The sequence below is a fragment of the Kribbella sp. NPDC048837 genome, from assembly GCF_055586945.1.
The window spans coordinates 465,088-488,510 of record NZ_JBVJHF010000004.1 but is presented as its reverse complement, the minus strand read 5'-3'; the positions used below and the strand labels follow the sequence as shown (position 1 = coordinate 488,510).

The 23,423-nt window shown below is 68.7% G+C and carries 21 protein-coding genes; 20 read left to right on the top strand and 1 reads right to left on the bottom strand.

Going from position 1 to position 23,423, the window contains the following annotated elements; translation table 11 throughout:
- The first annotated feature begins 131 nt into the window (after nt 1-131).
- From ACZ6O0_RS22420 to ACZ6O0_RS22365, 12 genes are all read left to right on the top strand, one after another.
- Nucleotides 132-1,364 (top strand): sugar ABC transporter substrate-binding protein, encoded by a 1,233-nt coding sequence (locus ACZ6O0_RS22420; RefSeq protein WP_465766897.1) that lies wholly within the window; start codon nt 132-134, stop codon nt 1,362-1,364.
- A gap of 5 nt (nt 1,365-1,369) precedes the next feature.
- Nucleotides 1,370-2,326, top strand: coding sequence for a carbohydrate ABC transporter permease (locus tag ACZ6O0_RS22415; protein ID WP_465766896.1), 957 nt, complete (start codon nt 1,370-1,372; stop codon nt 2,324-2,326).
- 13 nt (nt 2,327-2,339) lie between these two features.
- Nucleotides 2,340-3,155 carry a carbohydrate ABC transporter permease gene (locus tag ACZ6O0_RS22410; RefSeq protein ID WP_465766895.1) on the top strand — a complete coding sequence of 272 codons (816 nt, stop codon included), beginning with the start codon at nt 2,340-2,342 and terminating at the stop codon, nt 3,153-3,155.
- Between the two features lie 21 nt (nt 3,156-3,176).
- Nucleotides 3,177-3,953: a ThuA domain-containing protein gene (locus ACZ6O0_RS22405; RefSeq protein WP_465766894.1), complete on the top strand. Its 777-nt coding sequence runs from the start codon at nt 3,177-3,179 to the stop codon at nt 3,951-3,953.
- A complete protein-coding gene (locus ACZ6O0_RS22400) occupies nt 3,946-5,037 on the top strand; it encodes a Gfo/Idh/MocA family protein (protein ID WP_465766893.1) in 1,092 nt (363 codons plus the stop codon). Before ACZ6O0_RS22405 ends, ACZ6O0_RS22400 begins: the two co-directional genes overlap by 8 nt.
- Nucleotides 5,038-5,112: 75 nt before the next feature.
- Nucleotides 5,113-6,567 (top strand): ketol-acid reductoisomerase, encoded by a 1,455-nt coding sequence (locus ACZ6O0_RS22395; RefSeq protein ID WP_465766892.1) that lies wholly within the window; start codon nt 5,113-5,115, stop codon nt 6,565-6,567.
- Nucleotides 6,568-6,693: 126 nt separating this feature from the next.
- Entirely contained in the window at nt 6,694-9,237 is a 2,544-nt protein-coding gene (locus tag ACZ6O0_RS22390) for a glycoside hydrolase family 3 N-terminal domain-containing protein (protein WP_465767072.1), read from the top strand.
- Nucleotides 9,238-9,260: 23 nt separating this feature from the next.
- A complete protein-coding gene (locus tag ACZ6O0_RS22385; RefSeq protein ID WP_465766891.1) occupies nt 9,261-10,538 on the top strand; it encodes an exo-beta-N-acetylmuramidase NamZ family protein in 1,278 nt (425 codons plus the stop codon).
- A gap of 35 nt (nt 10,539-10,573) precedes the next feature.
- Nucleotides 10,574-12,259, top strand: coding sequence for a serine hydrolase domain-containing protein (locus ACZ6O0_RS22380; protein WP_465766890.1), 1,686 nt, complete (start codon nt 10,574-10,576; stop codon nt 12,257-12,259).
- A gap of 35 nt (nt 12,260-12,294) precedes the next feature.
- The gene (locus tag ACZ6O0_RS22375) at nt 12,295-13,182 is read left to right on the top strand and encodes a MurR/RpiR family transcriptional regulator (protein WP_465766889.1); all 888 of its coding nucleotides are present in this window, start codon (nt 12,295-12,297) and stop codon (nt 13,180-13,182) included.
- A 70-nt stretch (nt 13,183-13,252) separates the two neighbouring features.
- On the top strand, nt 13,253-14,146 hold the full coding sequence (gene murQ / locus ACZ6O0_RS22370; protein ID WP_465766888.1) for an N-acetylmuramic acid 6-phosphate etherase: 894 nt from the start codon (nt 13,253-13,255) through the stop codon (nt 14,144-14,146).
- A 490-nt stretch (nt 14,147-14,636) separates the two neighbouring features.
- Nucleotides 14,637-16,037 carry a class I adenylate-forming enzyme family protein gene (locus tag ACZ6O0_RS22365; protein WP_465766887.1) on the top strand — a complete coding sequence of 467 codons (1,401 nt, stop codon included), beginning with the start codon at nt 14,637-14,639 and terminating at the stop codon, nt 16,035-16,037.
- On the opposite strand, the gene ACZ6O0_RS22360 is transcribed toward ACZ6O0_RS22365, so the two are convergent.
- The gene (locus ACZ6O0_RS22360; protein WP_465766886.1) at nt 15,968-16,561 is read right to left on the bottom strand and encodes a 4'-phosphopantetheinyl transferase family protein; all 594 of its coding nucleotides are present in this window, start codon (nt 16,559-16,561) and stop codon (nt 15,968-15,970) included. The genes ACZ6O0_RS22365 and ACZ6O0_RS22360 overlap by 70 nt on opposite strands.
- Before the next feature lie 17 nt (nt 16,562-16,578).
- Here ACZ6O0_RS22360 and ACZ6O0_RS22355 point away from each other — a divergent pair, with 17 nt between their 5' ends.
- From ACZ6O0_RS22355 to ACZ6O0_RS22320, 8 genes are read left to right on the top strand one after another with little or no spacing between them, the layout of a single operon-like run.
- Entirely contained in the window at nt 16,579-16,833 is a 255-nt protein-coding gene (locus ACZ6O0_RS22355; RefSeq protein WP_465766885.1) for an acyl carrier protein, read from the top strand.
- Nucleotides 16,833-17,063, top strand: a complete 231-nt coding sequence (locus ACZ6O0_RS22350) for an acyl carrier protein (protein WP_465766884.1) — start codon at nt 16,833-16,835, stop codon at nt 17,061-17,063. The genes ACZ6O0_RS22355 and ACZ6O0_RS22350 overlap by 1 nt, the downstream gene beginning before the upstream one ends.
- Nucleotides 17,056-18,123, top strand: coding sequence for a beta-ketoacyl synthase N-terminal-like domain-containing protein (locus ACZ6O0_RS22345; protein WP_465766883.1), 1,068 nt, complete (start codon nt 17,056-17,058; stop codon nt 18,121-18,123). Before ACZ6O0_RS22350 ends, ACZ6O0_RS22345 begins: the two co-directional genes overlap by 8 nt.
- Nucleotides 18,120-18,590: a beta-ketoacyl synthase chain length factor gene (locus tag ACZ6O0_RS22340; RefSeq protein WP_465766882.1), complete on the top strand. Its 471-nt coding sequence runs from the start codon at nt 18,120-18,122 to the stop codon at nt 18,588-18,590. The genes ACZ6O0_RS22345 and ACZ6O0_RS22340 overlap by 4 nt, the downstream gene beginning before the upstream one ends.
- Nucleotides 18,587-20,164, top strand: coding sequence for a class I adenylate-forming enzyme family protein (locus tag ACZ6O0_RS22335; RefSeq protein ID WP_465766881.1), 1,578 nt, complete (start codon nt 18,587-18,589; stop codon nt 20,162-20,164). The genes ACZ6O0_RS22340 and ACZ6O0_RS22335 overlap by 4 nt, the downstream gene beginning before the upstream one ends.
- Nucleotides 20,161-21,444, top strand: a complete 1,284-nt coding sequence (locus tag ACZ6O0_RS22330) for a beta-ketoacyl-[acyl-carrier-protein] synthase family protein (RefSeq protein WP_465766880.1) — start codon at nt 20,161-20,163, stop codon at nt 21,442-21,444. Before ACZ6O0_RS22335 ends, ACZ6O0_RS22330 begins: the two co-directional genes overlap by 4 nt.
- Nucleotides 21,445-22,518: a 4-hydroxyphenylpyruvate dioxygenase gene (hppD, locus tag ACZ6O0_RS22325; RefSeq protein ID WP_465766879.1), complete on the top strand. Its 1,074-nt coding sequence runs from the start codon at nt 21,445-21,447 to the stop codon at nt 22,516-22,518.
- Complete coding sequence (locus ACZ6O0_RS22320) at nt 22,515-23,420, top strand: phytanoyl-CoA dioxygenase family protein (RefSeq protein ID WP_465766878.1); 906 nt, start codon at nt 22,515-22,517, stop codon at nt 23,418-23,420. The genes hppD and ACZ6O0_RS22320 overlap by 4 nt, the downstream gene beginning before the upstream one ends.
- Nucleotides 23,421-23,423 lie beyond the last annotated feature (3 nt).

The following is a 23,423-nucleotide window of genomic DNA, read 5'->3' as shown; positions in this document are numbered from 1 at the left end:
TGACAGCAGTGTGACCCAAGGAACATAGTCCTTGGACACCTCAGTTAAGCGGTTTACCGCCCCTCAGAGCAAGTGACCGGCAATCTTCCACAGTCCGTGGTTAAACGCTTTGATCGAAGGAGACCGAAGTCATGATCAGCAAGCGGATCGCCGCTGCGCTGGCCGGTGCGACGACGCTGTCGCTCGTGCTGGCCGCCTGCGGCGACAACGGTGGCGGCTCGTCGTCAGCCTCGTCAGGGGAGACCGTCAAGAGCCTCTCGATCCTGGATTACTACAACAACGACCCCGACAAGTCGTTGGTGCAGAAGGGTCTCGACGCCTGCGCGAGCCAGCTCGGCATCACCATCCAGCGGGAGACGGTGCCTGGTGACACCTTGATCCAGAAGGTGCTGCAGCAGGCCTCGTCGAAGACGCTGCCCGACGTTCTGATGCTGGACAACCCGGACGTGCAGCAGATCGCCGCGACCGGTGCGCTGGCGCCCTTGAACGACATGGGTGTGACCGGGGACGGAGTCATCCAGGGCATGGTCGACGCGACGTCGTACCAGGGCAAGCTCTACGGACTGGCGCCGGTGACGAACACGATCGCGTTGTTCTACAACACGCAGATGCTGCAGGAGGCCGGCGTCCAGCCGCCGAAGACCTGGGACGAGCTCAAGGCGGCGGCCAAGAAGCTGACCAAACCCGGCCGCTACGGCATGGCGTTCAACGCCAACGCGACGTACGAGGGGTCGTGGCAGTTCCTGCCGGCGATGTGGACCAACGGCGGTGACGAGACCGACCTGACCAGTCCGCAGGTGGCCGAAGCCCTGCAGTTGTGGGTGGATCTGGTGCAGGCGGGTTCGGCGTCGAAGAGCGTGATCAACTGGACCCAGGGTGACGTGAAGGACCAGTTCGTGGCCGGCAAGGCCGCGATGATGCTGAACGGCCCGTGGCAGATCCCGTCGCTGGAGAAGTTCCCGAACATCAAGTGGGACGTGGTGAAGTTCCCGGTGAACAAGCCCGATCAGACTCCGGTCGCGCCGCTCGGCGGCGAGGCCTGGACGGTCCCGCTGAACAAGGATCAGGCCAAGCAGCAGAAGGCCGCGGACTTCGTGAAGTGCCTGAACTCGGACCAGAACGAGCTGGACCTGGCGAAGGCCCGGTTCACCGTGCCGACCAAGACCGCACTCCTCGACCAGTACGTCAAGGAGGTGCCGTCGATGAAGGCCTTCACCGAGCAGGTCAAGACAGCCCGCTCCCGGACCGGCAAGCTGGGCGACAAGTGGCCGGACGCCGCGAAGGTGATCTACCAGGCGATCCAGCTGGCGCTGACCGGTAAGGCCTCGGCCCAGGACGCCTTCAAGCAGGCCTCCGGCGGCTGATCGCGATGGCCCATGCGACGCTCACGCGTACGACGGAGGCGCCCGGCCCGGAACCTGTCCGCAGGTTCCGGCGCCGGGGCCACCGGGGTGAGGATCCGACCAAGGTCCTGTTCGTCCTGCCGGCCGCGCTGGCGATGCTCGCGCTGTTCGGCTACCCCGTGGTGAAGAACCTGGTGATGAGTCTGCAGGACTACGGGCTGCGGACCTTCTTCACCGGTGAAGCACCGTGGGTCGGGCTGAAGAACTACAGCACGGTCGTGACGGACAACCTGTTCTCGCAGGCGATGGTGAACACCGCGTTGTTCACCATCGGCTCGATCGTCTTCCAGTTCGCCATCGGCCTGGCGCTGGCGCTGTTCTTCCGCCGGCGCTTCCCGCTCAGCGGTGTCCTGCGGTCTCTGCTCCTGCTGCCGTGGCTGCTGCCGTTGATCGTGTCGAGCGCGACCTGGCGGTCGATCCTCGAGCAGGACAGCGGCATCCTCAACCGCACCTTGACGGGGCTGCATCTGATCAGCGAACCGGTGCCGTGGCTGAACTCGCCGTCGGTCGCGTTGATCGCGGTGATCGGGGTGAACATCTGGATCGGCATCCCGTTCAACGTGACGCTGCTGTACTCCGGGCTCGCCGAGATCCCCGACGAGTTGTACGAGGCCGGCCAACTGGACGGCGCCACCGGCTGGCGCGCGTTCCGGTACATCACCTGGCCGAACCTGCGGGCGGTCGCGAGTGTGCTGCTGATGCTCGGTGTCGTCTACACGATCAAGGTGCTGGACATCATCCTCGGCCTGACCGGCGGTGGACCGGCCAACGCGACCCAGACGCTGGCGACGCAGTCGTACGAGCGGTCGTTCGTCGACTTCAAGTTCGGTGAGGGCGCGGCGCTGAGCAACATCCTGATCGCGATCTCGTTCCTGTTCGCGATCTTCTACCTGCGCAGCACCCGCCGCGCTGTCGACGAGTAGGAGGGGTACGACGATGACCACCAGTGCAGCCCGTCGCGCGGTCTACACCGTGATCGGCGTACTGATCCTGGCCGTGATGCTGTTCCCGGTCTACTGGATGCTGAACGCCTCGCTGCAGCCGTCCGGCAACACGCTCACCGCGGGCTTCCTGCCGTTGAACCCGACGTTCGCCGGCTACAAACGAGCACTCAGCGAACAGGGCGGCAACCTGGTCACGAGCATGATCATCGCGGCCGGCACCGTCGTCCTCAGTCTGGCCATCGCCACCCCGTGCGCCTACGCGCTCTCGCAGTTCCGGTCGCGCTGGGTGTCGGTCGGGCTGCTGGCGGTCCTGATCTCGCAGATGATCCCGGGCATCGTGATCGCCAACGCGCTGTACACGGCGTACGAACGGATCGGGCTGCTGAACTCGATCCCGGGCCTGATCGTGGCGAACTGCAGCAGCGGTATCCCGTTCGCGATCCTGATCCTGCGGTCGTTCATGATGTCGCTGCCACCGTCGCTGGTGGAGGCCGCGCGGGTGGACGGCGCCGGGCTGTTCCGGGCGTTCGTCGCGATCGTGCTGCCGATCAGCAAGAACTCCCTGATCACCGCCGGGTTGTTCAGTTTCCTCTTCTCCTGGAGCGATTTCCTCTTCGCGCTGACGCTGACCACCAAGGGTGGCGTCCGGCCGGTGACGCTCGGGATCTATCAGTACCTCGGCACCCAGGTGCAGAACTGGAACGCGGTGATGGCGACCGCGGTGCTCTCGGCGATCCCGGCCATCGTGCTGCTGGTCGCCGCGCAGAAGTACATCGCCGCCGGCGCCATCGGCGGAGCCGTCAAATAACCTCCACAAAGGACTGACACTATGACGATTCGTGTACTCGTCTGGGGCGAGAACCGGCACGAGCAGGTCGAGCCGCACGTCGCCGAGATCTACCCCGACGGCATGCACAGCACGATTGCCGCCGGCATCAGCGAGAACCTTGGCGACGAGGCCAAGGTCAGTACGACGACCCTCGACGAGCCGGAGCACGGACTGACCGAGGAGGTGCTCGCGGACACCGACGTCCTGGTGTGGTGGGGTCACGCCGCGCACGGTGAGGTCGAGGACAAGGTGGTCGAACGCGTGTACCAGCACGTGTTGTCCGGCATGGGCCTGGTCGTGCTGCACTCCGGTCACTGGTCGAAGATCTTCGGCAAGCTGATGGGGACGTCGTGCACGCTGCGCTGGCGCAGTGAGCGCGATCGCGAGCTGGTCTGGACGGTGAACCCGACGCACCCGATCGCGCAGGGCGTGCCGCACCCGATCGAGATCGAGCAGCAGGAGATGTACGGCGAGTTCTTCGACATCCCGGTCCCGGACGAGCTGATCTTCGTGTCGTCGTTCTCCGGCGGCGAGGTGTTCCGGTCTGGCTGCACGTTCCGCCGCGGGCACGGGAAGATCTTCTACTTCTCACCCGGCGACCAGGACTTCCCTGTGTACCACCACAAGGATGTCCGCAAGGTGATCGCGAACGGGGTCGCGTGGGTGAAGTCGGACCGGCCGGAGCGCGCCGTTCCGACGCTGCTGCGGTACGAGACCGGCGACTTCTTCAACGGTCGCGGGTACACCGGCCCGATCGAGGAGCCGGCGGATGCCTGACCCCCTGCGCGTCCTCCAGGTCGGCGCGGGCGGGATGGGGCGCGCCTGGCTCCGGACGATCGCCGACAATCCTGAGGTCGACCTCGTCGGACTGATCGACCTCGACGTGGACGTGGCCCGGGTCGCCGCCGACGAGCACGGGTACGGCGACGTGCCGGTAGCGGCCTCGATCGACGAGCTCGCCGGCAACGCCGATGCGGTCATCGACGTCACCGTGCCGGTCGCACATCCCAAGGTCAGCGTGGATGCGTTGCTGCGTGGGCTTCCCGTGCTCTGTGAGAAGCCGCTGGCCGAGACGGTCCGGGAGTGCCTGGCGATGGTCGCGGCGTCGGAGGTGAGCGGGAAGCTGCTGATGGTCTCGCAGTCCCGCCGCTACTTCCGGGCCGGGGCCGCGTTCGGCCGGCAGCTCGCCGAGCTCGGCACGATCGGGTCGCTGTCGTGCGAGTTCTTCAAAGCCCCGCATTTCAGTGGGTTCCGGGAGCGGATGGCCGAGCCGCTGCTGGTCGACATGGCGATCCACCAGTTCGACCTGTCCCGCAAGCTGATCGGCTCCGAGCCGGTGTCGGTCTACTGCGAGTCGTACAACCCGGACTGGAGCTGGTTCGACGGCAACGCGGCCGCGAATGCCGTGTTCACCTTCGCCGACGGCACCCGCTTCTCCTTCACCGGCAGCTGGTGCGCACCGGGCCTGGAGACGTCCTGGAACGGCAGCTGGCGGGCGAGTGCCTCAGGAGGTACGGCGACCTGGGACGGGGACAACCCGCCCGTCGCGGAGCTCGCGTCCGGCGAAGCCGTGCCGGCCGTCCTCGGCGACGATCCCGAGCAGATCGCCGGCTCGCTGGTCGAGTTCGTCGCCGCGGTCCGCGAGTCGACCGTCCCGCAGTCCGAGGTCCACTCCAATGTCGTCAGCGTCGCGATGGTCGAGGCCGCCGTACGCTCGGCCTCGCTCGGCACGCCGGTGCGGATCGCGGACGTCATCACCGACGCCCACACCGAGGCACTCGACACCGTCCAGGACCCGACCCTGCTCGCCGCCCTCCGAGCCTGGCCCAACCCGCTGAAGGCGGTCGGCCTGGAACCGTAGTGTTTCAGTTCATGCAACGGGGCGGTGCGGAGGTTGCGCTTGCTGCAATGTCCGTACCGCCCGTTGACTGGAGGCATGAGTACCTTCACCTCCTCGGTCTTCCGGACCGAGACCATGACTGTGCCGGGCGGGACCGAGACCATCGTGCGGGGTGGGCGGGATCTGTTCCCGTTGCTGCCGCGGGCGTTGCACGGCGTACGGCGGATCGGCGTATTGGGCTGGGGTCCGCAGGGGCGGGCGCAGGCGCAGAACCTGCGTGACTCGCTGGCCGGGACCGAGGTGACCGTGTCGGTCGGCCTGCGGCCGGGGTCGTCGTCGGCCGGGGATGCGCGCGAGCACGGGTTCACCGAGGCGAACGGGACGCTGGGGGACTGGCTCGAGGTGGCGGCGGCTTCCGACCTGGTGATCCTGCTGATCGCGGACGCGGCGCTCGCCGCTGAGCACGCGAAGATCTTCGAGGTGCTCAAGCCGGGCGCCACGATCGGGTTGTCGCACGGCTTCCTGCTGGGGCACCTGAAGGCGATCGGCAGCGACTTCCCGGATGACCATCCGGTGATCGCGGTGTGTCCGAAGGGGATGGGCGACTCGGTGCGGCGCCTGTACCAGCAGGGCGCGACGGTCAACGGCGCCGGCATCAACGCGAGCATCGCCGTCCACGCCGACCCGGACGGGCGGGCCACGGATCGCGCGCTCGCCTGGTCGATCGGGCTCGGTTCGCCGTACACGTTCGCCACCACGCTGCGGGACGAGTACCTGTCCGACATCGTCGGTGAGCGGGCGATCCTCCTCGGTGCGGTGCATGGTCTGGTCGAGGCGCTGTACCGCCACTTCCGGCTCGACGGGGCCGACCCGGTGACGGCGTACGAGCGTTCCACCGAGGCGATCACCGGCCCGATCGCGCGGACGATCTCCCGTGACGGTCTGGCAGCTGTGCGCGCGGCGACGGGCGACCCTGAGCTGTTCGATCGTGCCTACTCCGCCGCCTACGGGCCGGCCCGTGATCTGGTCGCGGAGATCTACGACGAGGTCGCCGACGGGACCGAGCTGCGCAGCGTGATCCTGGCCGACCAGCGTCTCGCCACCAGCCCGATGACCGAGATCGGCGGCAGCCCGATGTGGTCGCACAGCGCGGAGGTGCAGGCTCGGCGCGGGTCGGTGGAGGCCGTCATCGATCCACTCACCGCGGGGCTGTTCGTGGCGACGATGATGGCGCAGGTCGACGAGTTCGCCGACCGCGGCCACGCCTGGTCGGAGATCGTCAACGAGTCGGTGATCGAGGCCGTCGACTCGCTGCTGCCGTACATGCACGCCCGCGACGTCGCCTACATGGTCGACAACTGCTCCCGCACCGCTCGCCTCGGCACCCGCCGCTGGGGCCCTCGCTTCCAGGCCGCCTACGAGCAGATCGTCCTGCCAGGGTTGGGCACCCCGGCCGACCCGGCGCTGATCCAGGGCTTCCTCGACAACCCGGCCCACGAGGCCCTCGCCGCGGCCGCCGTCCTCCGCCCCTCGGTGGACATCTCGGTGTAATTGGGCCTTGACCCGCTGTGGGCGTGGTGGGTAACTTTCGGGTGTCGGGGGAGCGCCTGTAATTCAATTACTGATGGGGGATCCGCCCATGTCCCACCCCTTCGGCCACGGACCGAGCCGGTGACGATGGAGCTCACCCGACGCCAATCCCTCGGACTGGCGGCGGCCGCCGTCGCCGGGACCACGATCGCGAGTACGGCGACCGCCCAGGCCGGCACCGGCCGCTGGGTCCGCGAGACCCTGCGCAGGATGTCGCTCGAGCAGAAGGTCGGCCAGCTGTTCGTCTGCTACGCCTACGGGCCGACGGCGGACACGGCCGACGCCCGCAACACCAGCCTGTACGGCGTCGCGACGCCGGCCGAGGTGGTGCGCAAGTTCCATCTCGGCGGGGTGATCTACTTCGCCTGGACCGACTCGGTGAAGGACCCGCAGCAGATCGCCCGGCTGTCCAACGGCCTGCAGGGCGCGTCCCTGGCCGACAGCGGCATCCCGCTGCAGATCAGCACCGACCAGGAGTACGGCGTGGTGTTCCGCGTCGGACCGCCCGCGACGCAGTTCCCGGGCGCGATGGCGCTCGGCGCGACCCGGTCGGCGCAGTACGCGCGGACCGCGGCTGCGATCGGTGGCCGGGAGCTGAAGGCGGTCGGTGTCACCACCGACTTCGCGCCGGTCGCCGACGTCAACGTCAACCCGCTGAACCCGGTGATCGGCGTCCGCTCGTTCTCGTCCGACCCCGGGCTGGTCGCGGAGCTGACCGCGGCCCAGGTCAAGGGCTACCAACGCGACGGGCGGATCGTCTCGACCGCCAAGCACTTCCCCGGGCACGGCGACACCGCGACCGACAGCCACACCGGCCTCCCGGTGATCGGTCACTCGCCGGCGGAGTGGACGCGGATCGACCGGCCGCCGTTCGAGGCCGCGATCCGGGCCGGGATCGACTCGATCATGACCGCGCACATCGTGGTCCCGGCGCTCGACCCGTCCGGTGATCCGGCGACGCTGAGCAAGCCGATCCTGACCGGGATCCTGCGCGAGCAGCTGCGCTTCGACGGTGTGGTGATCACCGACTCGCTGGGCATGAAGGGCGTCCGGGACAAGTACGGCGACGCCGAGATCCCGCTGCGGGCCATCGAGGCCGGTGTCGACCAGTTGCTGATGCCGGTCGATCCCGGGCTGGCCTACGACTCGGTGCTGGCCGCGGTCCGTGCCGGCCGGATCAGCGAGGCCCGGATCGACCAGAGCGTCGAGCGGATCCTGAAGCTGAAGCTCGCGACCGGTGTCGTCGACCACCCGTACGTCGATCTGGCCCGCGTCGCCAAGGTCGTCGGCACGGCGGCGAACTACGCCGAAGCCCAGCGGATCGCGGACCGCAGCACGACCCTGCTGAAGAACGACGCCGGCCTGCTGCCGTTGTCCCCGGCCCCGCGGAAGATCCTGGTCGCCGGCTACAGCCCGGCGGCCCTCGGTACGGCGTTGCAGGACCGCGGCGCGACCGTCGTTGTGAAGGACACCGGTACGACGCCGACCGATGCGAAGATCGACGACGCGCTGGCCGCGGCCGCCGACGCCGATCTGACCGTCGTCCTCACGAACAAGGCCTGGGACACCGAGGTCACCGACAAGCAGGCCAAGCAGCAGAAGCTCGTCAACGCCCTGCTGGCCACCGGCCGGCCCGCGGTCGTGGTCCCCGTCCGCGATCCCTACGACGTCGCGTGCTTCCCGGCCGCGCCGACCACGCTGGTCACCTACGGCACCGCGGCGGTGTCGATGGCGGCGCTCGCGAAGGTCCTGTACGGCGAGGTTGCCCCGGCCGGCAAGCTGCCGGTCGCGATCCCGGCCCATCCGGATCAGTCGCAAACCCTGCATCCCTTCGGCCACGGGCTCACCTTCGACCCACGGCAGACCCGGCTGACCGTTGCCTCGTACAACATTCATGCCGGTGCCGGCGAGGACAACCTCTTCGACCTGGACCGGACCGCGCGGGCGCTGAAGGCCCTCGACGCTGACGTGATCGGGCTCCAGGAGGTCGACGTCCACTGGGACGCCCGCAGCGAGTGGCGTGACACCATCGCCGAGCTGGCCGCGATGCTCGGGATGTACGCCGGGTTCGCGCCGATCTACGACCTCGACCCGCCGGCCGCCGGGCAACCACGCCGGCAGTACGGCGTCGGCGTACTGTCGCGGTTCCCGCTGGTCCGGACCGAGAACCATCCGATCACCCGGCTGTCCACTCAGGACCCGAACCCGGTCCCGGCCCTCGCGCCGGGCTTCCTCGAGGCCGAGATCGATGTCCGTGGCCGCCGGGTGCACGTGTACTGCACGCACCTGGACTACCGGGCGGACCCGTCGGTCCGGGCGCTCCAGGTCGCCGACACGACGAAGATCCTGGCCCGGGATCCGCGCAAGGATCTGCAGATCCTGGTCGGCGACTTCAACGCCGATCCGAACGCGCCCGAGCTCGCCGGGCTGTGGACCCGGCTGACCGATTCCTGGGCCGTGGCCGAGTCCACGACCGGCGGCCCGAACACCTATCCGGCGGTCGACCCGGTCAAGCGGATCGACGTCGTCGCCGTCGGCACGGGCCTGCGGGTCCGGCAGGTCGCCGTACCTGCGGAGCTTGCCGCCAGTGACCACCGTCCCGTGGTCGCCGACCTGTCCTTCCACCTCTGACGCCTGCAACGAGGAGAGATCTGATGAAGCGCCGCAGTTTGCTCGCGGGTGCCGGTGTGCTCGCCGCCGCCCCGCTGGTCGACCTCCAGACCGCCCAAGCAAGCCCGTCCCACGGCAAGGTGATGACCGGCGCGATGGCGCTGGCCGCCGACGACTGGCGGGCGCTGGCCGGTCAGAAGGTCGGCGTGATCAGCAACCCGACCGGGATCCTGCCCGACCTGAACCACATCGTCGACACCATGCACGCGTCCGGGAAGGTCAACGTGGTCGCGGTCTTCGGGCCCGAGCACGGCTTCCGCGGCAGCGCCCAGGCCGGTGGCTCCGAGGGCGATCACGTCGATCCGCGCACCGGGATCATGGTGTACGACGCGTACGGCGCGACCGCGACGAAGCTGGCCGACCTGTACACCAAGTCCGGTGTCGAGACCGTGGTCTTCGACATCCAGGACGTGGGTGCGCGGTTCTACACCTACATCTGGACGATGTACGAGGCGATGCTGGCCGCGGTCCGCACCGGCGCGCGTTTCGTCGTACTGGATCGTCCGAACCCGGTCGGCGGGTACGCGCGGGGCCCGATGCTGAAGCCCGGGTACACCTCCGGGGTCGGCAAGGAGGAGATCATCCAGCAGCACGGCATGACCGTGGGCGAGCTGGCCCGGCTGTTCAACGCCGAGTACCTGCCGCTCGACTCCGGCGGCGCGCGGCTGAAGGAGCTCAAGGTCATCGAGGTGCAGAACTGGAAGCGCGACCAGCTGTACGCCGACACCGGCCTGACCTGGGTGATGCCGAGCCCGAACATGCCGACGCCCGACACCGCGCTGCTGTATCCGGGGCTGTGCCTGTTCGAGGCGACCAACATGTCCGAGGGACGCGGTACGACGCGGCCGTTCGAGCTGATCGGGGCGCCGTACGTCGACTACCGGTGGGCGCAGGCGCTGCAGACGAAGCAGATCCCGGGCGTCGCGTTCCGGGAGGCGTACTTCACGCCGACGATCAGCAAGAACGCGAACGTGCTCTGCGGCGGCGTCCAGGTGCAGATCACCGACCCGCACAAGGTCGAGGCGATCACCGCGGCGACGCACATGATCGTCGAGGCCCGCAAGCTCTATCCGGAGTTCGCCTGGCGCGCCGAGACCCCGCCCGGCCGGTGGATCGACCTGCTCACCGGCTCGGACCGCTTCCGCACCATGCTGACCGCGGACGCGACCGCCGAGGAGATCGTCGCCGCCTGGAAGTCCGAGACCGATGCGTGGACGGCCCGCCGTGCGAAGTACCTTCTCTACAAGGGAGCGCACCGGTGAAAAGACTCGCCGCGCTCACGGTAGCCTCTGCGGTGATGCTGACGATGGCAAGTCCTGCGGTTGCCAATGGCAACAACTCTGGCCGGTTCGACCGCCCGTACACCGGGTACGCACCGAAGGGCACGCTCTTGCGTGACACGACCCCCGCCAAGGCCGGTCTCGACCCGGCACCGATCGACGCCGTGCTGGCCCAGGTGGACGCCTGGACCAGACCCGCCGGTACGGCGAAACCCCTGTACGCCGGCGCGGTCACGCTGCTCGGCCACGACGGGAAGATCGTCACCCGGACGGCGACCGGTCTGGCCCTCAAGTACGCCGACGGGAACGGGACCGAGCTGCCCGCCGACGAGCAGATCCCGATGCGCACCGACACGATCTTCGACATGGCGTCGGTGTCGAAGCTGTTCACCTCGATCGTGGTGATGCAGCTGGTCGAGAAGGGCAAGATCGGCCTGGACACGCCGATCGCGAGCTACGTGCCGGAGTTCGCGGCGAACGGCAAGGAAGCCATCACGGTCCGGCAGGCGCTCACCCACACCACCGGGTTCCCGGCCTGGCTGCCGCTGTGGAGCACCGGCAAGACGCCGGAGGAACGGCTCCAGCTCGCACTCACCGCGAAGCTGCAGAACCCACCCGGCAGCACCTACCTGTACAGCGACCTGAACCTGATCTCCCTCGGCGAGGTCGCGCACCGGGTGACCGGCAAGACACTCGACAAGCTGGTCGCCGACGGCATCACCAAACCGCTGCGGATGCGCGACACCGGCTACAACCCGGACCCGAAGAAGAAGCCGCGGATCGCCGCCACCGAGTTCCAGTCCTCGCCGCCGCGCGGCATGGTGTGGGGCTCGGTGCACGACGAGAACGCCTGGTCACTCGGTGGCGTCGCCGGCCACGCCGGCGTCTTCAGCACCGCGGACGACCTGGCCGTGCTGGCCCAGGCGTTCCTGAACGGCGGCAGCTACGGCGGTGCCCGGATCCTCAAGGAATCCTCGGTCACCGCGATGATCACCAACTTCAACCAGGCCTTCCCGGGCAACGACCACGGTCTCGGCTTCGAGCTGAACCAGCGCTGGTACATGGGCGGCCTGTCCGGTCCGCGCGCGGCCGGCCACACCGGCTACACCGGCACGTCGATCGTGATCGACTTCGACTCCCGCTCGTTCGCGATCCTGCTCACCAACCGGGTCCACCCGAGCCGCAACTGGGGCAGCAACAACCCGGCCCGCTGGGCCGTCGTCCAAGGGCTGGCGCTGTCGCTCGGCGTCGGTCCGCGGCACGGCACAGACGCCTGGTTCTCCGGTACGACGGACAACGCGACCACGACCCTCTCGACGCAGGTCGCCGTACCGGCCGATGGGGCGAAGCTGGCCTTCGACCTGTTCGTCGACACCGAGGACTCGGACCTGCTGTATCTGGAGACGTCCACGGACGGGACGACCTGGACGAAGGTGCCGTTCACCGTGCGGGATCGCGGCTCGGTGGTCGACACGGACGGGTCGATCAGCGGGTCCGGCGACCGGCACTGGCATCAGGTGACCGCCGAGCTCGGCGCGGGCGATCAGACACTCAGATGGCGATACACCACGGATCCGCTGTATCAAGGCCGCGGTGTCTACCTCGACGGTGTGAAGATCACGACGGATGCTGGTGTTCTTCTCGACGGAGAACGAACGCCTGAATCATTTACCGCAACAGGTTGGAGACTTTCGCGTCGGTGACCCCATCTCGTGGATGGGCGCCGTACCGTGCTGTCATGAACTCTGTTTCCTCTCCAGAACCCACGGGGCCGCTGCTGGTCCGGGTCCGCGCGGTGATGCCCGCGCTGGCGCCGGCCGAGCAGCGGGTGGCGAACGCGGTCCTCGCGGACCCGGGCGGAGTGGCGGCGATGACGATCTCCGAACTGGCCGAGGTGGCATCCACCTCGGAGACCACGGTCATCCGGTTCTGCAAGCAGATCGGCGTTCCCGGCTACCCGCAGCTCCGCCTGCAATTGGCGGCCCAGTCGGCGCAGGAGAGCATCCGGCCGGAGGTGGGCGGCGACATCGAGCCCGGTGACTCGCTGGCCGACGTGGTCAGCAAGGTCGCCTTCGCCGACGAGCGGGCGGTCCGCGAGACCGCGCAGCAGGTCGACGTCGACGCGCTGCGCAAGGTCGTCGACGCGGTGGTGAACGCTCCCCGGGTGGACCTGTACGGGTTCGCCGCGAGTGCGTTCGTGGCGCTCGACCTGCAGCAGAAGCTGCACCGGATCCGCCGGGTCGCGTTCGCGTGGTCCGACGTACACATCGCGCTGACCAGTGCCGCGCTGCTCGGCGAGGGTGACGTCGCGATCGGTATCTCCCACACCGGGACGACGGTGGAGGTCGTCGAGGCGCTCGAGGAGGCGGCCAAGCACGGCGCCACCACGGTCGCGGTGACGAACTTCCCGCGCTCACCGCTGGCGAAGACGGCCGATCTGGTGCTGACCACGGCCGCGCGCGAGACGACGTACCGGTCCGGGGCGATGGCTTCGCGGATCGCGCAGCTGACAGTGATCGACTGCCTGTTCATCGGGGTTGCCCAGCAGGTGCTGCCGGACGCGCGGAAGGCGCTCGAGGAGACCGCGAGCGCGGTCCGTGGTCACCGGCTCAAAGGCTCCGAGTAACAGCGTCAATCATTTCCGTCAACGATGAACAGAATTGAAAATCCTTCAGTAGGAAACTAACATCGGATCTGTGACCACGCCGACGGAGCAGCGCAACCCCAGGACGCTCGCCATCGATGCGGTGGGCACGAGTGAGATCCTCCGGATGGTGAACGCCGAGGACGCCCGGGTCGCCGGTGCCGTCGCCGTCGTCATCCCCGAGCTGGCCCGCGCCGTGGATGCCGCCGTGGAGGCGATCCGCGGTGGCGGCCGGGTGCACTACTTCGGCGCCGGGACGTCCGGCCGGCTCGCGGTCCTGGACGCTGCCGAGCTGCTGCCGACGTTCCACGTGCCCGACGGACTGGTGGTCGCCCACCACGCCGGCGGCATGGAGGCCCTGCTTCGCGCGGTCGAGAACGTCGAGGACTCCGAGGAGGGCGGCGCCGCCGACGCGGTCGCCGTCACCGGTCAGGACCTCGCGATCGGCCTCGCCGCGTCCGGGAGTACGCCGTACGTCGCCGGGGCCTTGAAGGCCGCCCGCGCGGCTGGGGCGACCACTGTGCTGATCACGTCGAATCCGTCCGCGCCGCTCGCCCCGCTGGCCGACATCGTGATCGCCGCGGACACCGGGCCCGAGGTCATCGCCGGGTCGACCCGGTTGAAGGCCGGCACCGCGCAGAAGATGATCCTCAACGCGTTCTCCACCACGCTGATGATCAAACTCGGCCGCACCTGGTCCAACCTGATGGTCGACCTCGTCGCCACCAACAAGAAACTCCGCGGCCGCATGCTCCGCATCCTCGCCGAAGCCACCGGCGCCGACCCCGACGCCTGCGAAGCCGCCCTGGCCGAAGCCGACGGCGAACTCAAGCCGGCCCTGGTCCACCTCCTCACCGGCACCCCCATCCCCGCCGCCCGAGCCGCCCTGGACGCAGCCCACGGCCGAGTAGCCACCGCGCTGACGGCGCTCGGCACCCCCGCCTGACAAAGGACACCGCCTTCGGCGGCGGCTGACTTTTGGCGCCTCCGGCGCGGCGCCCTCACCGGATCACGCCTGCCGCACACGCGAAGGAACGTGGCGATCAGGTAGGTGGGTCACGTGGGTTGCCGCAACGTCAGCGGCGTGGGGTCCGAGGTCGGGTGTGACGGACCTGCTTCTCGACGGGTCTGGCGCGTTGGTGCGAGAACTTTTCGGGAGCTGGCCCTTTGGGGTGGGGATTTCTTTTGTGTGGGGTTGAAGGTAAACCTTTGGTGGGTGGAATGGGGTGATCAATTGCTAACCTGTCGCCGCCTTTCTATGGGTGTGGTTGAAGGGGAGTTATACCTGTTGGCAGGGTGATTGCTGGGGGTAATGGAGCCATTACTGCTGGTTCGTAGCGCAGTTGTGTGATCGTGTCGTATCGTCGCGTCATCGCCAGGCCTTGGTGGAGGTTCTGGTCTTCGAATCCTTTGTGTGCAACGACTTTGGAGCTCGGATGACCATGGACGGTGCTGTCGTGGTGCCCGGAACCACCCAGGGAGCTGAGTGGGTCGACGATGTCCTGCTGGCTGGTCCGGCGGTGGATATTTGCTTTCGGTTGGCTGAACCGGTTGAGCGGGAGAAATTGCGCCGATTGGTCCGGGATCGGCACATCGAACTGGCCCAGGCCGGTTTTCGGCCGGGTGGTGCGGTGGCCTTGCGGCTGCCGCCGTCGATGGCTTTTGTGACGTATTTGCTGGCGGTCTGGCGCGGCGGTGGGCAGGCGATCCTGCTGGATCACCGGCTGACCGACTACGAGGTCCGCCGGGCGGTCGAGCGGCTGGTGCCGCAGGTGGTCGTGTCGCCGGCGCGGCCGGTGCCGGCGGGGCTGCGGACGTTCGTGGAGGTCGAGACCGACCTGGCCAGCTACTCGGGTCATCCGGCCGGCACGTCGCATGCCGTCGTACAACTCAGCTCGGGGTCGACCGGGCCGTCGAAGGTGATCGGCCGGACCGCGGAGGATCTGGTCGAGGAGGTACTGCGGTACACGAAGATCGACGGGGTGCCGCAGCGGGGGGAGCGGCTGATCCTGTTGCCGTCGATGGTGCATGTGCTCGGATTGGTCGGCGGTCTGCTCTACGGCCTGCACGCGGGCGTCGAGCTCGAGCCGCCGGCCCGGCTGACGGGGGATGCGATCGTCCAGGCGATCGGGTCAGCCACGACTCCGGCGACGGTGCTGGGGGTGCCGTTCCACATCGGGCTGCTCGCGTCGGTGCAGGATCCGCCGCGGTTGCCGCAGTTCAAGCGGATGACGACCGGCGGGGAGCTGGTGGCGGGCGCGGTCTCGCAGTCGTTCGAGGAGAAGTACGGCGTACCGCTCGGGAACATGTACGGGATGACCGAGGTCGGGGTGATCGGTACCGACCTGTACGGCGAACACCGGCCGGCGATCCGGCCCGCGCCGGGGATCGAGGTCCGCGAGGTCGACGGCGAACTGCAGGTACGCCGGCCCGAATCGCCGTACCTGGGACTGTCCGACCCGACGCGCTGGTCCGCGGGGTGGCTGCACACGCGCGACGCCGGGGTCGTCGACCCGGACACCGGACTGGTGAGCATCAAGGGCCGGCTCGATTCGCAGGTCTCGATCGGCGGGCTCAAGGTCGACCTCACCGAGGTCGAGGCCACGCTGGCGTCGCTGCGCGGTGTCGACGCGGCGGTCGTCGTCTTCGACGGCGCGATCACCGCGTACCTCCAGCTCAACACGCCCCGCACGGTCTCCCAACTCGAGACCGACCTGGCCCAACTCGTTGCCCCCTACAAACGCCCCCGCACCTTCCACGTGCTGGATCAGCTCCCCCGAACCACCACCGGAAAACTCGTCCGGGACCTCCCCACCCTCCGCAAAGCAGCCTCGTGATGCACCACGATCTCCGCGAGACCGGTGCGCGCGGCGACCGCGAGCACCGCGCCCGCCCACGGGATGTAGGTCACCACCACCTCAGGTGCGGACTCCACCACTCCACCACCCAGCGGCATCGGGCGGCGCAGGCCGGAGTTTCTGAGGCCCAGGCCGAGGGCTTTGCCTACTGCTTCTTTGGCGGTCCAGAGGTGGAGGAAGGCGGTCAGTTCGTCTGGCTGGGAGGTCATCCAGTCGAGCTCGGCGGGCGCGAACCAGCGGTCCGCGAGGGCGCGGATCTCGCGGGGGTGGATCTCCTCGACGTCCACGCCGAGGGGACCGGCGGACGACGCGGCGACGGCGATCAGGTGATGGGTGTGGCTGATGCTCACTGCCAGGCCGGGGATGTGCGGGCGGCCGTCGGTGTCGTGGTGCAGCGCCGGTGCGGGGATGAGCGTCCCGGCCAGCCGGAGGAGCAGATCGTGGGCCGCGGTTCGTGGCTCGGCGCCGGCGGGCGCCATCCAGACATGTACGGAATCTCCCACCGAAAGAAGGTATCCGAATGAAGGACGAGGTGCGCGCGTTCGTCATCGCGCAGCTGCAGGACATGAACTACGACACCGAAGGCATCGACGACGACACCACCCTCGGGCCGGCCGGCGTGGACCTGGAGTCCCTGGCGCTCGCGGACCTGTCGGTGCGGGTCGAGGACCGGTTCGGAGTGCGGTTCTCCGACGATGAGTCCGAGCAGCTCGCGCTGATGACGGTCGGCGAGTTCACCACCGAGGTGGCCGGCCGGGCAGCCCAGCAGGTCTGATGAACTCGACCCCACCCCCGCCCGGGCGGGCCGAGATTCTCAGCTGGCTGACCGGCCTCGGTGAGCGACCACCCGGCGCCGAGCGACTCGACTCGATGGAACTGGCCTGGCTGGTCCATCAGGTCGAGCAGCGGTACGGCGTCGAGCTCGACGACGACCAGCTCACGCGGATGACCACCGTCGACGACGCGGTCACCGTGATCACCGAGGTGCTGACCAGCCATGTCTGATCCCAGACCGGTCTCCGTGACCGGCCTCTCGATCCTGACCGCGCTCGGTCGCGGACCGGAGGCACAGCTCGCGAGTACGCCGGCGTTCACCGAGATCAGCCGCTTCGACACCGGCAACCGCCGCGTGCGCCACGCCGCGACGGCCGCCGAAACCGGCACGCTGGAAGAAGAACTGGACCTCGCGATCACCGCCGCGTGCACGCTGGCCGGCGTCGACCGCAACGCGACGCCGCTCCTGCTCGCGCTCCACACCGCCCCGGTCCGCGACTTCGGCCAACGCCGCGTGTACACGAGCGCCTGTGTCTCAGCCAGTACGGCGCTCGCCGACGCGGCAACCCTGATCCGCGCCGGCCGGGCCGATCGGGTCGTCGTCGCGGCGGCGTACCTCGTCGAGCCCTACCAGCACGCCCTCTTCGACGCCGGTCGTGCGCTGTCCACCGACGGAGCAGTCCGCCCGTTCAGCCTCCACCGTCGAGGAACGCTGCTGGGCGACGGTGTGGCCGCGGTCGTCCTGGAAGCCGGCGAAGGACTGGCCGAGCTCAAAGGCTGGGCTCGTGCGGGCGACGCCTACCACCCATGCCAACCGGCCTCGGACGGTCGTGGCCTGGCCACCGCGATCCAAGCAGCCCTGACCAAAGCCAACCTCGCACCGGACGAGATCGGCTACTTGAACGCCAACGCCACCGGCACAGTCTTCAGCGACGCCGCCGAAGCCGCCGCCATCACCCACATCTTCACGCCGGCTGACGTGGCGGAGGGGAGGGCGGGTGCCGCCTCCTCCCCGACGGGCCGAGCGGAGCTCGGCGGGCCGGCAGTGAGTTCCACGAAGAGCTTGCACGGGCATGCCTTGGAGGCTTCTGGGTTGGTGGAGTTCGTGGTGACCGTGCAGGCGTTGCGGGAGGGGAAGTTGCCGGTCAATGCCGGCTATCTGGAGGCGGATCCGGCCTGTGGGGTGGATCTGATTCTGGAGGTGCCGCGGCCGGCGGGGTCGGCGTACGGGATGTCGGTGAACTCGGCGTTCGGGGGAGCCAACACCGCATTGGTGGTGCGGGTCGGATGACCGGGCTGCCGGAAGTCGACGAGTTGGTGGTGCTGGCCGAGGGATGGTGGCCGGAGGCCGGGGACGGCGAGCCGCCGGGAGTGCCGGGGTTCGTGGTGTCGGACTTCAATCCGATGGCCGTGGTGGTTGCGGATCGGTGTCTGAGTCAGCTGCCCGGGAGAAGCGAGCGGACCGGGGTCGTGCTGGTGAGTGGTGGCGACCGGGTCAGCGCGCGGCACGTCGAGCAATTGGTTGCTGAGGGCAAGCGGATCGGCCCGCTGTTCTTCTTCCAGTCGGTGCCGAACAGCGTGGCCGGGTGGATCGCGGCGAAGTGGGACCTGCGGGGCCCGGTGGTGTGTGTGACGGACGGCGGGCTCGACGAGGCCGCGTTGCTGATCGGTGACGGGGATGCCGATCAGGTGCTGATCGTGCAGGTGGGCGCCGACCAGGCGTCCGCCGTGATCGTGAGTGGGGGAGACCCGGCATGAAGAGTCTGAGAGCGCAGTTGGCCGCGGATCCGGCGATCGGTGCCGGCAACGTCCTCGCCCGGGTGATCGCCCTCGGCGCCGACCCGGCCGGCCCCGGCCTGACCTTCGACACGCCGGTCGACCACCACCCGGCCGAGCATCCGTTGACACTCGGCGAGCTGGACGACCGCGTCCAGGCCCGTACGGCGTGGCTCGCCGAGCACGGCATCGGCCGGCGGGACGTGGTCGCGATCTGGGCCACCGAGGCGCAGGACATCGTGCTCAGCTTCCTCGCCCTGACCCGCGTCGGCGCCATCCCCGCCCTGCTCAACGGCAAGATGGCGCCGGCCATCGCGGATGAGTACATCAAGCGCCTGCGCGTCACCGCCGTCCTCGCCGACGCGGCCCACCGATCGCTGCTGCAGACCGACGTCCTGGCTGAGCCGAGGGATCTCGGCAGCGGTGATCCGGCGAAGGCGCCAGAACACTACCGGCACCACCGCGACGACCCGATCGTGATCACCCACACCAGCGGCACCACCGGCGTACCCAAGGCTGTTCTGCACACGCACACCACCCTGTACGCCGCGCTCAAGCACCTCCTCACGATGCCGCAAGCGCAAGGCACGGACAGGATTCTGAACGCCCTTCCGATCCCGCACACCGCGACGATCCTGATGGTCAACCAGGTCCTCGGCAACCGCGCCGAGATGCTGCTGCTCTCCAGCCAGGACGCGCCGACCGTGCTGCATCACATCGAGAGCTGGAAACCCCGTGCTGTCTACGGATTCGCGGTCACGTGGGCCGGTCTGGCGCGTGCCGATCTGGGCCGGCACGACCTCGACTCGGTCCGGATGTGGTTCAACACCGGGGATTGCGCGCACGAGCCGCACATCCGCAAACTCGTTGCCGTCGGCACCCGGGAGACGGTCACCCGCGAGGGTCGCCGGACGGTCAAGGGCAGCCATTTCGTGGACGGGCTCGGCTCGAGCGAGATGGGCCACAACGGCTTCCACGTCACGCACACGATCGACAGCGACCACTACGGCCGCTGCATCGGCAAGCCGTACGAGTTCGCCGAGGCCGCGGTCCTCAGCTCGGCCGGCGACGAACTGCCACCCGGCAAGGTCGGGCTGCTCGGCTTCCGCTCGCCGTCGGTCTCACCCGGCTACTGGAACGACTCGGTCAACACGTACCGCTTCCGCCTGAACGGCTGGTTCCTCACCGGCGACCTGGTCTATCGCGACGACACCGGCCACTACTTCCACCTCGACCGGGTCCCGGACGCGGTCGCCGGCTTCGAAGGTCCGCAGCTCTTCACGTCGATGTCCGAGGAGCGCATCCTCGCCGCCCTCCCCGAGGTCGCCGACTGCACGGTGATCATCGTTGCGGACAACGGCAAGTACGTCGCCGACGTACTGCTCGAGTTGTCGCCCGACGCCGCGGACGTGGACCGCACCACCGAGGTGAAGCAGGCCGTCGGCGAGGAGGTTGCCGCGGTCATCCGCAGAGTCAGTGTGGTCGGGGAAGCGGATGTACCGGTCACCGTGACCGGCAAGGTCCGCAAGGTCGCCCTCCGCGAGGCACGCTCATGACCGCCGTGACGATCACCGGGATGGGCCTGATCACCCCGGTCGGGCGCGGGATCGGCGAGGTGTACGGCGCCTTGCTGCACGGGCGATCCGGCATCGTGAAGCCGCCCGCCGATCACCCCGTCGCCGAGTCGATCGAGCTCGCCGGCGTACTGCCGCCGTTCGACGCGGGCAAGATCGCGAGTGGTCCCGACGGCAAGGTGATGGACCGCACTGTGATCCTCGCGCAGCTGGTTGCGGAGGATGCGCTCGAGGACGCCGGACTGCGAGTTGGTGAGAACGTCGACCCCGATCGCATCGGCGTGATCGTCGGTGGAGTCGGTGGCATGGCGACGCTCGAGCAACAGGTCCTCGCCCGCGCCGAACGCGGTCGCGCCGCCGTCAGCCCGTACCTGCTGACCGGCATCCTGCCGAACATGCCGGCCGCCCGGGTCGCGATCCGCTTCGGCCTGCGCGGCTACGCCTCGGCGGTCGGTACGGCCTGCGCCTCCGGAGCTCAGGCGATCGCCGACGCGGCCCGGCTGATCCGATCGGGTGAAGCCGACGTGGTGCTGTGTGGCGCGAGCGAGGCGCCGCTGTTCCCGACGTTCGCCGAGACGTTCGCCAACGCACGAGCGCTGGCCCGGGGCTGGGACGATCCGGCGGAGGCGAGCCGCCCGTTCGACCTGCGCCGCAACGGCTTCGTCCTGAGTGAGGGCGCGGCCCTGCTCGTCCTGGAGAGCACCGCGCACGCGTCAGCGCGAGGAGCCAGTGGATACGCGGATGTCGCCGGCTACGGGGTGAACTCGGACGCGCATCACCCCACGGCGCCGAGACCGGACGGCCTCGGGGCCGCCGAGTGCATGCGGCGAGCGCTGGCGAGCGCGAACGTTCGCCCGGAGCAGGTCGGCTACGTCAACGCCCACGGCACCAGCACGAAGCTCGGGGACGTGGCCGAATCCGTCGCGATCGGGCGGGCGTTCGGCGATCACCATCCCGCGGTCAGCTCGACCAAGGCGCTGACCGGTCACATGCTCGGCACCTCCGGCGTCGTCGAGGCCGCGGCCGCGGCGGGCGCGATCGCGACCGGACTGGTGCCACCGACGTACCACCTGGACGATCCGGATCCGGCCTGCCCGCTGGACCACGTCCGCAAGGAACCACGCGAAGTCCGGCCCGAGTACGCGCTGTCGAACTCGTTCGGGTTCGGCGGCCAGAACGTCAGTCTGCTCCTCGGCACCGCCACGACGCCGGAGAGGCGAGCGCCTCGAGTCGCACAGATCAACAGTGAGGAGAAAGGCTAAATGGAGATCTACGGGATCGACCACGTCGAGTTGTACGTGGGCGACGCTCGCCAGGCGGCGTTCTATCTGGGACACGCGTTCGGTCTGCAGATCCACGGTCACGGGGGTCCGGAGACGGGCCTGCCGGACCAGCGGTCGCTGCTGCTGCGCGAGGACGCCGTACAGATCGTGCTGACCTCCGGCCTCGTGGCCGGGCATCCGGCGGCCGAGTATGTGCAGCGGCACGGTGACGGTGTCGCCGTGATCGGCCTGGAGGTCGACAACGCGTCGGTCGCCTTCACCGAGTTGCTGGCGCGGGGAGCCGAGCCGGCCGCCGAACCGGTGACCTATACCGACGGCCAGGAGACCACGGTGGTGGTCGCGGAGGTGACGGGTTTCGGCGACGTGATCCACCGACTGGTCGAGCGGCACGGACCGCGGCGGGAGTTCCTGCCGTGCGTCTTCCAGATCACCGAGCCGGCCAGCGGCCCCGACGAGAAGCTGTTCAGCGAGATCGACCACCTGGCCATCTGCGTCCCGTCCGGTGAGCTCGAGCCGACCGCGAAGTTCTACGAGGACGTGTTCGGGTTCGCGCGGATCTTCGAGGAGTACATCGAGGTCGCGGGCCAGGGGATGGACTCGAAGGTCGTGCAGAGCCCGTCGAAGCACGTCACGTTCACGCTGATCGAGCCGGACCCGAACCGCCGGCCCGGCCAGATCAACGACTTCCTCAGCTGGCACGCGGGCGCCGGCGTGCAGCACATCGCGCTGCGCACCAGCGACATCGTCGAGGCGGTCAGCACGCTCGCCGGCCGCGGCGTGAACTTCCTCGGTACCCCGCCCACGTACTACGAAGCGCTGACCGGCCGGGTCGGTGAGGTCGAGACACCGATCGAGGAGCTGCAGGAACTGGGGATCCTCGTCGACCGGGACCACTGGGGTCAGCTGCTGCAGATCTTCACCGAGTCGATGCACGTCCGTCGCACGCTGTTCCTGGAGATCATCGAGCGGCGCGGCGCGATGACGTTCGGCAGCGGCAACATCAAGGCCCTCTACGAGGCGAAGGAACGCGAGCTGGCGGGAGCCGAGGCATGACCCTTGAGTTCAAGCTGTCCGAGGAAGAGATCGAGCTGCTGCCGACCGACGAGGACGTTGCCTTCTACAACCAGCACGGCTGGTACCTGTCCAAGAAGCTGCTCACCGACGACGAGACCGAGGAACTCGTCAACGCCAGCGAGCGCTACTACGCCGGCGAACGCGACCGGACGTTGCCGACAGCACCGCCGAAGCTCGCGTACTGGGACCCGTCCAAGGGTGACGTCCAGCGGCACAACGACTACGTGCACTACGAGCACGACGGCCTGGCGAAGATCCTCCGCAAGCCCGTGATCGGTGCGGTCGCGGCCCGGCTCGCGCAGGCCGATGAGATCCGGATCTTCCAGTCCACGCTGATCTACAAGCCGCCGATCTCCGGTGAGCCGTCGAACATCGTGCCCTGGCACTTCGACAAGCACTACTGGTCGTCGTCGGCGTCGGACCGGATGCTGACCGCGTTCATCCCGTTCCACGACTGCCCGCCGGAGATGGGCACGATCACGATGGTCGACGGCAGTCACCGCTGGCGGGAGATCGGCTCCGACGACACCGTCGTACGCCATTTCGCCGAGCGGGACCGGTCGCAGCTCGACCAGATGCTGGCCGGGAACGCGGCGTACAACCAGGCCGAGGTGACGAAGATCCCGGTCACCATCCCGCGCGGTCACATGAACTTCCACCACTGCCGCACGTACCACGGCAGCGGCGCCAACGTCAGCGACCGTCCGCGCCGGGCGATCTCGCTGCACCTGCAGGACGGGGACAACCACTACCGCGAGTTCCCGCTGTCCGACGGCACCTTGGCGGCGTACAACCACGACGTCCTGGTACGGCGGACTTCCGACGGGCGGCCCGACTACGCCGACCCCGACTACTGCCCGACGCTCTGGGCCGATCGCTAGGAG

Excerpts from the sequence above, each read along its gene's own strand:
- ACZ6O0_RS22420 (WP_465766897.1), top strand. The coding sequence starts at position 132 with ATGATCAGCAAGCGGATCGCCGCTGCGCTGGCCGGTGCGACGACGCTG.
- ACZ6O0_RS22415 (WP_465766896.1), top strand. The coding sequence starts at position 1,370 with ATGGCCCATGCGACGCTCACGCGTACGACGGAGGCGCCCGGCCCGGAA.
- ACZ6O0_RS22410 (WP_465766895.1), top strand. The coding sequence starts at position 2,340 with ATGACCACCAGTGCAGCCCGTCGCGCGGTCTACACCGTGATCGGCGTA.
- ACZ6O0_RS22405 (WP_465766894.1), top strand. The coding sequence starts at position 3,177 with ATGACGATTCGTGTACTCGTCTGGGGCGAGAACCGGCACGAGCAGGTC.
- ACZ6O0_RS22400 (WP_465766893.1), top strand. The coding sequence starts at position 3,946 with ATGCCTGACCCCCTGCGCGTCCTCCAGGTCGGCGCGGGCGGGATGGGG.
- ACZ6O0_RS22395 (WP_465766892.1), top strand. The coding sequence starts at position 5,113 with ATGAGTACCTTCACCTCCTCGGTCTTCCGGACCGAGACCATGACTGTG.
- ACZ6O0_RS22390 (WP_465767072.1), top strand. The coding sequence starts at position 6,694 with ATGGAGCTCACCCGACGCCAATCCCTCGGACTGGCGGCGGCCGCCGTC.
- ACZ6O0_RS22385 (WP_465766891.1), top strand. The coding sequence starts at position 9,261 with ATGAAGCGCCGCAGTTTGCTCGCGGGTGCCGGTGTGCTCGCCGCCGCC.
- ACZ6O0_RS22380 (WP_465766890.1), top strand. The coding sequence starts at position 10,574 with ATGCTGACGATGGCAAGTCCTGCGGTTGCCAATGGCAACAACTCTGGC.
- ACZ6O0_RS22375 (WP_465766889.1), top strand. The coding sequence starts at position 12,295 with ATGAACTCTGTTTCCTCTCCAGAACCCACGGGGCCGCTGCTGGTCCGG.
- ACZ6O0_RS22365 (WP_465766887.1), top strand. The coding sequence starts at position 14,637 with ATGACCATGGACGGTGCTGTCGTGGTGCCCGGAACCACCCAGGGAGCT.
- ACZ6O0_RS22355 (WP_465766885.1), top strand. The coding sequence starts at position 16,579 with ATGAAGGACGAGGTGCGCGCGTTCGTCATCGCGCAGCTGCAGGACATG.
- ACZ6O0_RS22350 (WP_465766884.1), top strand. The coding sequence starts at position 16,833 with ATGAACTCGACCCCACCCCCGCCCGGGCGGGCCGAGATTCTCAGCTGG.
- ACZ6O0_RS22345 (WP_465766883.1), top strand. The coding sequence starts at position 17,056 with ATGTCTGATCCCAGACCGGTCTCCGTGACCGGCCTCTCGATCCTGACC.
- ACZ6O0_RS22340 (WP_465766882.1), top strand. The coding sequence starts at position 18,120 with ATGACCGGGCTGCCGGAAGTCGACGAGTTGGTGGTGCTGGCCGAGGGA.
- ACZ6O0_RS22335 (WP_465766881.1), top strand. The coding sequence starts at position 18,587 with ATGAAGAGTCTGAGAGCGCAGTTGGCCGCGGATCCGGCGATCGGTGCC.
- ACZ6O0_RS22330 (WP_465766880.1), top strand. The coding sequence starts at position 20,161 with ATGACCGCCGTGACGATCACCGGGATGGGCCTGATCACCCCGGTCGGG.
- hppD (WP_465766879.1), top strand. The coding sequence starts at position 21,445 with ATGGAGATCTACGGGATCGACCACGTCGAGTTGTACGTGGGCGACGCT.
- ACZ6O0_RS22320 (WP_465766878.1), top strand. The coding sequence starts at position 22,515 with ATGACCCTTGAGTTCAAGCTGTCCGAGGAAGAGATCGAGCTGCTGCCG.